Annotated in this window: 10 protein-coding genes; 4 read left to right on the top strand and 6 right to left on the bottom strand. The window is 67.7% G+C overall.

The features are described from left to right. Nucleotides 1–11: 11 nt before the first annotated feature. The 4 genes from AC07UW_RS18530 to AC07UW_RS18515 all read right to left on the bottom strand — a co-directional run bounded on the left by AC07UW_RS18530 (nt 12) and on the right by AC07UW_RS18515 (nt 5087). Nucleotides 12–2840, bottom strand: coding sequence for a valine--tRNA ligase (locus AC07UW_RS18530; protein ID WP_495212620.1), 2829 nt, complete (start codon nt 2838–2840; stop codon nt 12–14). A 34-nt stretch (nt 2841–2874) separates the two neighbouring features. Further along, nucleotides 2875–3066 carry a YqaE/Pmp3 family membrane protein gene (locus tag AC07UW_RS18525; RefSeq protein ID WP_025879360.1) on the bottom strand — a complete coding sequence of 64 codons (192 nt, stop codon included), beginning with the start codon at nt 3064–3066 and terminating at the stop codon, nt 2875–2877. 19 nt (nt 3067–3085) lie between these two features. Beyond that, complete coding sequence (locus AC07UW_RS18520; protein WP_025879359.1) at nt 3086–3511, bottom strand: DNA polymerase III subunit chi; 426 nt, start codon at nt 3509–3511, stop codon at nt 3086–3088. A gap of 97 nt (nt 3512–3608) precedes the next feature. Beyond that, on the bottom strand, nt 3609–5087 hold the full coding sequence (locus tag AC07UW_RS18515; RefSeq protein WP_495212619.1) for a leucyl aminopeptidase: 1479 nt from the start codon (nt 5085–5087) through the stop codon (nt 3609–3611). A 104-nt stretch (nt 5088–5191) separates the two neighbouring features. On the opposite strand from AC07UW_RS18515, the gene lptF reads away from it, so the two are divergent. Together lptF and lptG are read left to right on the top strand one after the other, a co-directional pair. Further along, nucleotides 5192–6274 (top strand): LPS export ABC transporter permease LptF, encoded by a 1083-nt coding sequence (gene lptF, locus AC07UW_RS18510; RefSeq protein WP_223494187.1) that lies wholly within the window; start codon nt 5192–5194, stop codon nt 6272–6274. Further along, nucleotides 6271–7377, top strand: coding sequence for an LPS export ABC transporter permease LptG (gene lptG, locus AC07UW_RS18505; RefSeq protein WP_025879356.1), 1107 nt, complete (start codon nt 6271–6273; stop codon nt 7375–7377). Before lptF ends, lptG begins: the two co-directional genes overlap by 4 nt. Before the next feature lie 82 nt (nt 7378–7459). Here the strand turns inward: lptG and AC07UW_RS18500 are convergent, their stop codons facing one another. After that, nucleotides 7460–7948 (bottom strand): RDD family protein, encoded by a 489-nt coding sequence (locus AC07UW_RS18500; RefSeq protein WP_312787780.1) that lies wholly within the window; start codon nt 7946–7948, stop codon nt 7460–7462. Between the two features lie 56 nt (nt 7949–8004). Between AC07UW_RS18500 and xerD the strand changes: the two genes are divergently transcribed. Together xerD and AC07UW_RS18490 are read left to right on the top strand one after the other, a co-directional pair. Beyond that, on the top strand, nt 8005–8982 hold the full coding sequence (xerD, locus tag AC07UW_RS18495; RefSeq protein WP_033830309.1) for a site-specific tyrosine recombinase XerD: 978 nt from the start codon (nt 8005–8007) through the stop codon (nt 8980–8982). Between the two features lie 88 nt (nt 8983–9070). After that, nucleotides 9071–9880 (top strand): thioredoxin fold domain-containing protein, encoded by an 810-nt coding sequence (locus AC07UW_RS18490; RefSeq protein ID WP_313251767.1) that lies wholly within the window; start codon nt 9071–9073, stop codon nt 9878–9880. Between the two features lie 83 nt (nt 9881–9963). Here AC07UW_RS18490 and AC07UW_RS18485 read toward each other — a convergent pair whose 3' ends face one another. After that, nucleotides 9964–12075 (bottom strand): glycosyl hydrolase family 18 protein, encoded by a 2112-nt coding sequence (locus tag AC07UW_RS18485; RefSeq protein WP_495212618.1) that lies wholly within the window; start codon nt 12073–12075, stop codon nt 9964–9966. Between the last annotated feature and the right edge of the window lie 327 nt (nt 12076–12402).

Here is a 12402-nt window from a genome sequence, read left to right as displayed (position 1 = left end):
CCAGGGCGGCGTTACAGCTTCGCGCGCTGTTCGCGCAGGCCGGCCAGCTGGTTGTTCCAGTCGACCAGGCGCACGCGTTCCTGCTCGATCACCGCCGGTGGCACCTTGTCGGAGAACTTGGCCAGCTTGGTCTCGCTCTTCTCCTGTTCGCATTCCACGCGCTTGATCTCCTTGTCCAGGCGCGCGCGCTCGGCATCGAGATCAACCAGGCCTTCCAGCGGTACCAGCAGCTTCAGTTCACCGACGATCGCGGCGGCTGCCGGCGGCGCACTCTGTGCGTCGGCCAGCCACTGGATGCTGTCCAGCTTCAGCAGGAACGACAGCGAGGCACTGAAGCGCTCGATGCGCACGCGGTCCTGTTCCTGGCCGGCCAGCAGGCGCAGCGGCACCAGCTTGGACGGGGCAACGTTCAGTTCGCTGCGCACGCGGCGCACCGCACTGATCACCGCCTTCAACCATTCCACGTCGGCCTCGGCCTGGGTGAAATCGCCCTCGAACTCGGCGGCGGTCGGGTACGGACGCAGCGACAGCGTGGTTTCGGCCAGGCCCAGGCGCGGTGCCAGCTGCTGCCACAGCTGTTCGGTGATGAACGGGGTCAGCGGGTGCAGCAGGCGCAGCAGCGCTTCCAGCACGTGTAGCAGGGTGTGGCGGGTGCTCTCGGCGTCGGCGGCATCGGCACCGTTCAACGCCGGCTTGCTCAGCTCCAGGAACCAATCGCAGAACTCGTTCCAGGCGAATTCGTACAGGCACTGCGCCAACAGGTCGAAGCGATAGGCGGCGAAATGACCCTGCGCTTCGGCGGTGGTAGCGGCCAGGCGCGAGAGGATCCAGCGCTCGGCATCGGTACGCGGCGTCGGCACGCCGGTGAACGCCGCACCTTCGGTGTTCATCAGCGTAAAGCGGCTGGCGTTCCACAGCTTGTTGCAGAAATTCTTGTAACCCTCGGCGCGGTTCATGTCGAACTTGATGTCGCGGCCATGGGTGGCCAGCGCGGCGATGGTGAAACGCAGCGCATCGGCACCATGGGCGGCGATGCCGTCCGGGAATTCCTTGCGCGTGGCCTTCTCGATCTTCTCCACCATGCGCGGCTGCATCAGCCCGCCGGTGCGCTTGGCCACCAGGTCATCGATGGTGATGCCGTCGATGATGTCCAGCGGGTCGAGCACGTTGCCCTTGCTCTTGGACATCTTCTGGCCCTGGCCATCGCGGATCAGGCCAGTGAAGTAGACGTCCTTGAACGGGATCTTCCCGGTCAGGTTGTCGGTGGCCATGATCATGCGCGCCACCCAGAAGAAGATGATGTCGAAGCCGGTGATCAGCACCGACGACGGCAGGTAGCGGTCGAAACCGCGCTCGGCCATCGCCTGCTCGTTCGGCCAGCCCAGTGTGGAGAACGGCCACAGCTGCGAGGAGAACCAGGTCTCCAGCACGTCGCTTTCCTGGCTCAGCACGACGTCGCTGCCGAGATTGTTTTTCGCCCGCACCTCGTCTTCGCTGCGGCCGACGTAGCAGCTGCCGGTGGCGGCATCGAACCATGCGGGAATGCGGTGGCCCCACCACAGCTGGCGGCTGATGCACCAATCCTGGATGTTGGTCATCCAGTGGCGGTAGGTGTTGATCCAGTTCGGCGGCACGAAGGAGATGCTGCCGTTCTCGACCAGCTCCAGGCCACGCTTGGCCAGTTCGTCCATCTTCACGAACCACTGGTCGGTCAGGTACGGCTCGATCACCTGGCCGGTACGGTCGCCGCGCGGCACCTGCAGCTTGTGCGCCTTGGTCTCGACCAGGATGCCCAGGTCTTCCAGTTCAGCCAGCACGGCCTTGCGCGCGTCGTAACGGTCCAGCCCCTGGAAACGCTCCGGCGCGTTGTCGTTGATCGCGGCCACCGGCGTGAACAGGTTGATCATCGGCAGGCTGTGGCGCACGCCCACCTGGTAGTCGTTGAAGTCATGCGCCGGGGTGACCTTGACCACGCCGGTACCGAACGCACGGTCCACGTAGTCATCTGCGATCACCGGCACGCGGCGGCCGGTCAGCGGCAGCACCACGCTCTTGCCGATCAGGTGCAGGTAACGCTCGTCTTCCGGATGCACCATCACTGCGGTGTCGCCCAGCAGGGTTTCCGGGCGGGTGGTGGCGACCACCAGGTAATCGCGGGTTTCGCGCAGGGTCTCGACGCCGTCGGCATCGCGCTCGATGTGCTCGTAGCTCAGGCCTTCATCCAGCTGGTAGGCGATCGACCACAGGAAACCGTCTTCCTCGGCGCTCTCCACTTCCAGGTCCGAGATCGCGGTCTTCAGCACCGGATCCCAGTTGACCAGGCGCTGGCCACGGTAGATCAGGCCCTGCTCGTGCCAGCGCACGAAGGCTTCGGTCACCGCTTCGGACGGCTGCGGGTCCATGGTGAAGGTGCTGCGCGACCAGTCGGCCGACGTGCCCAGGCGGCGCATCTGCCGCTCGATGATGTCACCGGACTGCTGCTTCCACTCCCAGACCTTGCCGATGAAGCCCTCGCGGCCCAGCGAATCGCGGGTCTCGCCGTTGCCTTCCAGCGCCAGGTTGCGGCTGACCACCATCTCGGTGGCGATGCCGGCGTGGTCGGTACCGACCTGCCACAGCGTGTCGTAGCCGCGCATGCGGTGGTAGCGCACCAGCGCATCCATCAGGGTCTGCTGGAAGGCATGGCCCATGTGCAGGGTGCCGGTCACGTTCGGCGGCGGCAGCAGGATGGTGTACGGCTCGCCCTTGCCGGACGGCTTGAAATGGCCGGCCTTCTCCCAGGCCTCGTAGAGGTCGGTCTCGAAGGACTTCGGGTCGTAGCTGGAGGCGAGTTGGGTCATGCGGGGGAACCAGTCATCAAGGCGGGAAGGGAGATCAGCGCGACCCGAGGGTGCGCCGGATCTTCTGGTCGGTGTGGTACTGGCTGACCGAATAGGCAGCCCAGATGGCGGCGGGCAGCCAGCCGATCAGGGTGATCTGCAGGATCAGGCAGACGATGCCGGCAAACGGCCGGCCGATGGTGAAAAAGGACAGCCAGGGAAGAATCAGGGCGATCAGCAGGCGCATCAAGGGGTCCTCGCAGGGCTTACATGTCGTGCTTGTTCAGGTCGTAACCGGCGGTCTTGTACTGGCGCCAGCGCTCGCGCAGCGGTTCGCGCGCTTCCGGATCGGCCGGGACCACTTCCAGCACGCGCTCGCACTGGCCCAGCCAGGGTTCGTCGCGCAGGTTGATCACCAGCGGCCGCACGGGGGCCTCGCCGCCGGGCGGGGCGATCAGCACCAGGGCTTCTTCCTCGTCCACGTCCTCACCCACGATCTGGTGCGGAATGTAGGCATCGTCGTCGAACGACCAGAGAAGTTCGTCAAGTTCTTCGGCCTGGGCCTGGTCGCGGGCGAGGACCAGGGTGAACAACCCGGCGTCGTTGGCCTTGCGCGCCAGCTCGCAGACCAGGCGCAACGGCTCGGTCAGGAAACGGGGCTTGGCGATCAGGTAGAAGTCGGCGCGGGGCATGGCGGCATCCAGGTGAGGCAGGTGCCGATCCATGCCGGGTGGCGGCTGGACCGGCGAGGCCCCGGCCGGCGGTTGCCGGCCAGGGTCAGGGACAGCGTCAGGCGCGGGCGGCCTGGTCCAGCAACCACTGGCTCAGCAGGCCGACCGGACGGCCGGTGGCCATGCCACGCTTGCCTTCATCGCTGGCCACGCCGGCGATGTCCAGATGGGCCCAGCGCTGGCCTTCGGCGAAGCGCGACAGGAAGCAGCCGGCGGTGATGGCACCGGCCCAGCGGCCGCCGATGTTGTAGACGTCGGCGAAGCTGGAATCCAGCATCGGCTGGTACTCGTCCCACAGCGGCAGGCGCCAGGCGCGGTCGAAGACCTGCTCGCCAGCAGCCAGCAGTTCGGTGGCCAGGTCGTCGTGCTTGCTCATCAGGCCTGCGGTCTGGTGGCCGAGGGCGACCATGCAGGCACCGGTCAGGGTGGCCACATCGACCAGCGCCTGCGGCTCGAAGCGCTGCGCGTAGGTCAGTGCGTCGCACAGGATCAGGCGGCCTTCGGCGTCGGTGTTGCCCACTTCGATGGTCTTGCCCGACATCGAGGTGATGACGTCGGACGGACGGTAGGCATTGCCGTCGATGGCGTTTTCCACCGCCGGCACCACCACCACAAGATTCAACGGCAGCTTGGCCTTGACCGCGGCGACGAAGGTGCCGATGACGTTGGCGCCACCGCACATGTCGTACTTCATCTCTTCGATGCCGCCCTGGGTCTTCAGGTTGACGCCACCGGTATCGAAGGTGATGCCCTTGCCGACCAGCACGTAGGGCTTGGCGTCGCCGCCATTGCTCCACTTCAGCACGACCAGGCGCGGGCGGTTGGCCGAGCCACGGGCCACGGCCAGCAGCGAGCCCATGCCCAGCGCTTCCATCTGGGTCTCGTCGAGGATCTCGGCTTCGGCACCGTCATGCTCGCCGGCAAATTTCACGCCCACTTCAGCCAGATAGGCCGGGGTGCAGTAGTTCGGCGGCAGGTTGCCCAGCTCGCGGGCGAACTCGACACCGGCGGCGATGGCCTGGCCCTGGGCCAGGGCCTGCGCGTCATCACCGGCGATGGCCAGCTGGGCCAGGCCGGCATCGTCGGCCTTCTTCTTGCCCAGGGTGGCGGTGTAGCGGTAGGCCGCGTGGTCGGCGGCGATCACCGCCTGGCGGATCGCCCAGGCCGCGTCGCGGTCCTTCACTGCCACTTCGGACAGGGTGAACAGTGCGCTGCGGGCAGCGCCGGCCTTCAGCGCGCGCACGGCATCGCCGACCGCCTTCAGGTACTGCGGCACGCCGAATCGGGCGGCATCGCCGAGGCCGACCACCAGCACGCGCGGGGCGGTCACGCCCGGCAGGTCGTGCAGCAGGGCGGTGGCGCCGGTCTTGCCGGACAGGTCGCCGCGCTGGGCCAGGGCGGCCAGGCGGCCACCGCTTGCAGCATCCAGTGCCTGCGCGGACGCAGTCAGGGTATGGTCGGCATAGGCGCCGACGACGATGCAGTCAACGGCGGCCGAAGCCGCAGCGAGGTGGTTCAGGGTGAATTCGAGAGCCATTGAGCAGATTCCATTGGCAAGTCCGTACAATCGCGGACCGTTTACGCCCAGACGCTAGACTGGGCGGCACCGCGAACGAACCTGAGAGTTTAAACCACCGCCCCATGTTGAAGCTCGACCGCTATCTATTGGGCGATTTCGTCCAGAGTTTCCTGGCTACCCTGATCGTCCTGCTGGTGGTCAGCGTGGGCGGCGTGCTGGTGGACATCCTCGGCAACATCGCCGACGGGCGGCTGCCGGCCAAGCTGCTTTTCTCGCAGCTGGGCCTGCAGTTCATCGTCTACATGCCGCTGATCCTGCCGCTGGCACTGATGCTGGGCCTGCTGCTGGCCATCGCCCGCCTCTACCGCGACTCGGAAATGGCGGTCATCACCGCCATCGGTGTCGGCCCCCGGCGCCTGCTCAAGCCCTTGTTGATGCTGGTGCTGCCGGTGATCGCGGTGGTCGGCGCCTGCTCGCTGTGGCTCGGCCCCTGGGCCGGGCGCACCGCCGAACAGATGGTCCAGGACGCCAACCGCAGCGTGCTGATGGCCGGCCTGGAGCCGGGCCGGTTCACCCCGCTGCCCAATGGCGGCGTGGTCTATGTCGCCTCGATCTCGCCCGATGGCAGCCAGCTGGGCCGGGTGTTCCTGCAGCGGCAGAAGGAGGATCGCCTCGAAGTGGTGTCCGCCGCCGGTGGCCGCATGTACTTCGAAGGCGCCCGCCAGCGTTTCCTCGAACTGGATGATGGCCACCAGCTGGAAGGGCCGGTGGCCGGTGCACTGGATTACCGTCTGGCGACCTTCGCCCGCAACGACGTGGCGCTGCCCGACGGCAGTGAAGCACGCAAGAGTGATGACCCCGAACTGATGCCGACCACCGCGCTGTTCGGTGACAAGCGCCCCGAGGCCCAGGCACAGCTGCACCGTCGCCTGGCGCCGCCGCTGATCGCACTGGCCTTTGCCCTGCTGACCGTGCCGCTGGGACGCAGTTCGCCGCGCCAGCAGCGCTATGGGCGGATGATGCTGGCCCTGATGGCCTACATGGTCGGTACCAACCTGATGTTCATCGGCAGTGGCTGGATCGCCAATGGCCAGATTCCGCCGGCGCTTGGCCTGTGGTGGCTGACCCTGCCGTTGCTGGCACTGGCGATCTGGATGTACGCGCGTGACGGCCGCATGGCCCGCCCGAAGGGAGCCCGCGCATGATGCTGCGACCGATGCGTTTCGATCTGTACCTGGGCCGGGCAGTGCTGGGTACCGTGCTGCTGACCTGGGCGGTGCTGGTGGGCCTGGACGTGCTGATGGCCTTCTCCGGTGAGTTCAAGGACATCGGCAAGAACGGCTATTCGTTGGGCCATGCTGCCGCCTGGGTGCTGTACACCGTGCCGCGCCGGGCCTACACGATGTTCCCGACCGCGGCGGTGATCGGCGCGCTGATGGGCCTGGGCCAGCTGGCCGCGACCTCGGAGCTGACGGCGCTGCGCGCGCTGGGCCTGTCGCGCAAGCGCCTGAGCGTGTCGGTGGCGATCGCCCTGTCGCTGCTGACCGGGCTGATGGTGATCAGCGCCGAGACCCTGGGGCCGTGGGGCCAGAACCGCGCCGATTCGCTGAAGATGAGTGCCAAGTGGGGCACCGACATGGCGGTGGCGCGTTACTCCGGCTTGTGGGCGCGCGAAGGTGACACCTTCCTCAACGCACAGAGTGGCGAAGAACAGCTGGTCGGCGACAAGGGCACCCGGCTGATTCTGCGTGACGTGCGCCTGTACAAGATCGACGAAGAGGGTCGGATCGGTACGTTGACCCACGCCGCCACCGCCGAGCATGACAAGGATGGCTGGGTGTTGACCGGCGTGCGTCGTGACACCTTCGGCGAGCGCTCGGCGACGCGCCAGGAAGCGGCCCGTGAGCCGTGGAATTCCAAGCTGGACGCCGGCGCCCTGGCCACCGGCATCGCCAAGCCGCGCAACCTCAGCGTGTCCGAGCTGAGCACCAGCATCGCCTACCGCGAGCGCAACGGGCTGGACGCACGCGACTACGAGGATGTGTACTGGAGCCGCTGGTTCTATCCATTGAATGTGCTGGCGCTGTGCCTGGCGGCGGTGCCGTTCGCGTTCGGTTCGCTGCGCAGTGGTGGCATGGGCAAGCGCCTGTTCCTGGGCATCCTGTTCGCGCTGGCGTTCTGGCTGCTGCAGCTGTTCTTCGGCCGCATGGCCGGTGCGCTGAAGTTCGACTACCGCATTGCCTACGCGCTGCCGCCGATCGTGATGTTGGCCGTGTCCGGGTTGTTGTTCCGGCGCAAATCGGGCTGATTCCGATATCGCCGGGCCATGCCCGGCGAAGGTGTGCGATTTCCCGCGTCCGCCGGGCATGGCCCGGCGCTGCCAGGACAGGTCAGCGCTTCGGTATCCGCAGCAGCTGCGTGGCACTCGCGCGGTCGTGCCAGGTCAGCCGCTGGCGATCCACCAAGGCCCACCAGAAGCCCAATCCGCCCAGCAGCAACGACAGCGTGGCCACCGCGAAGCGCAGCCACAGCTGGCCGCGTCGCAACGGCGTGCCATCGCGTGATTCCAGCTTCAAGCGCCACGGGCGCATGCCCAGCGTCTGCCCACCGCGCCGCCAGCTGGCGGTGGCATACCACCCGGTCAACCCCCAGCACACCGCCCACAGCAGCCATTGCCAGGTACTGAAAGGCGCGATGTTCTCGCGCTGCGCATGGCCGCTGAACGTATAGGCCAGGGTGAAGGCCGTGCCGGCCAGCATCCACAAGGCCAACACCGGCAGCGCGTCATAGATCATCGCCAGCAGGCGCCACAGCAGCAGCGCGCGCGGGCGGGGCGTATCAGCGGCGACGTGGGCCGCATCGGTGGCGGGGCTCGACATGTGCCGAGCATACGCAATGCTGGCCGTGCCCGCAGTTGGCCTCGTATCCTGCGTGCATGGCCGTCACTTCAACTCCCGCCGAACGTCGTCAGCTGGTCCAGCAACTCCCCGAGCTGCGCGGCGAGGACAGCCAGCGCATCCAGCGCTTCCTCGATGCGATCTGGGCCGAGCACGGTCTGGCCCGCGCCACCCTGGACAGCTATCGCCGCGACCTTGAAGGCCTGGCGCGCTGGTGTGACGGGCGCGACGGTGGTCTGGCCGGTGTTGAACGCGCCGGTCTGTTCGATTACCTGGCCTGGCGCACCCGCCACAACTGGTCGCCGCGCAGCAACGCGCGGCTGCTGTCGGCGCTGCGCGCGTTCTTTGCCGATGCCGTGCGGCGTGGCGAACGCAGCGAAGATCCCAGCGCACTGCTGGACCCGCCGAAGCTGCCACGGCTGCTGCCCAAGGCGCTGGCCGAGAGCCAGATCGACGCGCTGCTGGCGGCACCGGATATCGACAGTCCGCTCGGCCTGCGCGACCGCGCCATGCTGGAGCTGATGTATGCCGCCGGGCTGCGGGTGAGCGAGCTGGTGCTGTTGCCCGCCACCGCGGTGAACCTGCGCCAGGGCGTGCTGCGGGTGACCGGCAAGGGCAGCAAGGAACGCCTGGTGCCGCTGGGCGAGGAGTCGCAGTACTGGCTGGAACGCTACCTGCAGCAGTCGCGACCGCAGCTGGTGGGGAAGGGCAAGGTGCAGGCGCTGGCCGACGGGCAGACGCCGCTGTTCATCGAACCGGCGCTGCATGGCTTGACCCGCCAGGCGTTCTGGCACCTGGTCAAGCGCTATGCGGCGGTGGCCGGTATCGACCCGGCGCGGATCAGTCCGCATGGCCTGCGGCACAGTTTCGCCACCCACCTGCTGAACCGTGGCGCAGACCTGCGCGCGCTGCAGATGCTGCTGGGCCACAGCTCGCTGTCCACCACGCAGATCTACACGCTGGTCGCACGCGAACACCTGCAGAAACTGCACGCCCGCCATCATCCACGCGGCTGAACCCCTGCCGGGCCTGTGCGCGGCATCGCGGACCGCTCAGGATGGCTGTGTCAGAATCCGGGGTCTTCTTTCTGCTGCGGACTGCTCCATGCTCCGATTCGCCATCGCCGCCGTGTTCGGCGCGCTCAGCCTGAGTGCCTGCGCCCAGCCCGCCCCGCCAGCCGCAAAGGCCCCCGCTGCAGCGGCAGCCAAGGCCGGCCCTGCCGCCACGGCCAATGCTCCGGCCGAGCAGGCCGTGCGCAAGGCGCTGACCGAGCTCAACCCCGGCTTCCAGGTGGACTACATCGGTGCCGCGCCCTTCCCGGGCTTCCGTGAAGTGGTGGTCTCCGGCCAGTTGCTGTACGTGTCCGACGACGGCCGCTACCTGTTCCAGTCGCAGCCCTACGACACCCGCGCCAAGAGCCCGGCCAACAGCGAAGGCCTGCTGGGCTATCGTCGCGACCTGCTGGCCAAGGCCAACCATGGCGACCGCATCGTGTTCGCCGCGCCGAACGCGAAGTACACCATCAGCGTGTTCACCGACATCGAATGCGGCTACTGCCGCAAGCTGCACCAGGACATCGCCGAGCTCAACCGCAACGGCATCACCGTCGAATACCTGGCTTTCCCGCGCATGGGGCTGGGCAGCAAGGATTACACCGACATGATCTCGGTCTGGTGCGCGGCCGATCGCCGCCAGGCGCTGACCAATGCCAAGCGTGGTGGCACGGTGGCAGCGAAGAACTGCACCAACCCGGTGGCGATGCAGTACGCCCTGGGCCAGCAGTTGGGCGTGAACGGTACGCCGGCCATCTTCGCGCCCGATGGCACCCAGCTCGGCGGCTACCTGCCGCCGGCGCAGCTGCGTGCGGCGTTGGAGAAGCGCGCGGCTGCCGGCGCGGCTGGCGGCGGCCGCTGATCTGATGCGATTCCGCCGGGCTCGGCCCGGCGGATGTAGCAACGCGAACGAGGCCGGGGACGCAGTGCGCCCCCGGCCTTTTTTTACTTCAACCCATCACTGACCGCCTTGGTCAGCGTGCCCTGCGCATCGTCGCCGCTGAACTCCCAGACGAACGCACCGCCCAGTCCCTGGGTCTTCACGTAGCCCATCTTGCGGGTGATGTTGGCCGGTGTATCGAAGCTCCACAACGTGCTGCCGTTGTAGATCCAGGTCGCACCGGCGGTGTTGTCGGTGTAGCTCGGCCACGCCAGGTTCTTCAGCACCTTCCAGTCTTCAATGCCGGCCTCGTAGGTACCCGGTGCCGCACCGGTGGCGCTCTGGTAAAGGCCGTTGTTGGCGTTGGTCACCCCGGTCCAGCCGCGCCCGTAGTAGCCGATGCCCAGGTTGAGCTTGGCGGCGGGAACACCACGGCTGATGAAGGCCTCGATGGCGTCGTTGCTGTTGTACAGCTTCTGGTCGCCGGTGGACGGATCATTCGGCGAATCGAACAGCGCCGACTGGTGATTGGTCTTCGCATCCCACGCGCCGTGGAAGTCGTAGGTCATCACGTTGATGTAGTCCAGGTACGGGTGGTACGCAGCCGGATCGGTGACGCGGATCTTGTCGATGCCCGCGCCCACCGCCACCGTCAGCAGCAGGCCCGGGCGCACCGCATCGAGCTGGCGGCGGAATTCGGCCATCAGCGCGGTGAAGTTGGCGTTGTCCTCGGGCGTGCCGCAGGCGATACCGCAGGCCACCGGGTACTCCCAGTCGATGTCGATGCCATCGAACACCCCCAGCGCCGCACCGGGGCCACCGGCACCGTCGGTCACCGGCAGGTTGCCCTTGATGTAGGCGTCGATGCACGAGGCGACGAAGGCCTGGCGGTTGGCCGGTTGCGCCGCGCTGGAGAAGCCGCGCGACCAGGTCCAGCCACCCAGCGAGATCAGCACCTTCATGCCCGGGTACTTGGCCTTGAGCTGCTTGAGCTGGTTCCAGTTGCCGCGCAGCGGCTGGTCCCAGGTATCGGCGCTGCCGCTCACGCTTTCGCCGGCACCGAAGGCCTTGGTGTAGTCGGCGAAGGCATCGCCACCGGCTCCGCTGTTCGGGTCCGACGCCTGGGTGATGCCTACTTCGCAGCGGTTGTTGCGCACGTTGCCGAAGGCGTAGTTGATGTGGGTCAGGCGCGCGGCCGAACCGCTGCTGTCGATGTTCTTGACCCGGTAGTTGCGGCCATAGATGCCCCACTGGGTGAAGTAACCAATGACCCGCTTGCCGGTGGTGCCACCGTCGCCGGCCAGGGTGCTGGCGGTCACTGCCGTGCCCTGTGCCGACGCATTGCCGGCGTTGTCACGGGCGCGCACGCGGTAGCTGTAGCTGGTCGATGCAGTCAGGCCACCATCGACATAGCTGGCGCTGGACGGTGAGCCGACCAGGCTGCCATTGCGGTACACGTCGTAGCCGGCCACGCCGCTGCCACCGGTGTTGTCGGTGGACGGGCTCCAGCTCAGGGCGATGCTGCTGGCGGTGCGGGTACCCACGGCCAGGCCACCGGGCACGCTGGGCGCGGTGGTATCGCCACTGGCCGCGTTGACGGTGATGGTGATGGTCGCGGTGCTGGCGGTGGCGTTGTTGTTGTCGGTGGCGACCGCGCGCAGGGTGTGGCTGCCGGCGCTGGCGTTGGCCCAGCTGGCGCTGTACGGCGCGCTGGTGTCGACGCCCAGCGAACTGCCATCGCGGAAGAACTCGACCTTGCTGACGCTGCCGTCCGCATCACTGGCGTTGGCGGTCACGTTGACCGTGCTGCCGGCGCTGAAGGTGGCGCCGTTGGCCGGCGAGGTCAGGCTGACCACGGGCGGCTGGTTGGTCCCGCCGCCGTCGCATGCGCCGAGGTTGGTGTAGTAGGGCGCCCCGGCCGGATGGTCCGGCGGCGCATTCCAGATGTCCTGGTTCGCCCGGTAGAGGACCCCTCCCTTCTGCAGGGTGTCGCCACTGCGGTAAATCTTGGCCTGGTCCCATTCGGCCACGCCGGCACAGCTGGCGGCCTGGGCCAGGCCGGGCAGGGCAACCGCCCCGGCCAGGGCCAGCAGCCAGGCCAGACGGCGCGGGCGACAGCGATGAAGGGAAGGGTGGGCACTGCGTACATCGGCACTCTGCACAAGCGGGTCGTACATGGTGTGTCTCCGATCGATGGTTGGCGCGCGGGCCAGGACGGCGCCGCACGTAACGCAGGGTCCGGACATCGCCCGGGAAGGCGACGGAGGGGGCGGACGGAGGTACCTGGTGGGCCGGGGAGAGAGTCCGGCGCCAGGTGGGGACAACGTTGTCATCAATTGTGTGGTCAATCCGTGAGCGAGTGCATGGTTCGGGGATTTGGCGGAGAGCGGCGCTGGCGCGCGGTCGGCGGCCATCGGCGGAGCCCCCTCGTGGCTGGGGTTGGTCGTTTACAGCGGATTTCTGGGGTGGGGCGGGGGGGGGGGGGGGGGGGGGGGGGGGGGGGG

Source organism: Stenotrophomonas sp. GW821-FHT02D01, assembly GCF_059421765.1.
Note: the sequence above shows the minus strand (reverse complement) of the source record. Positions and strands in the feature narration are given on the sequence as shown.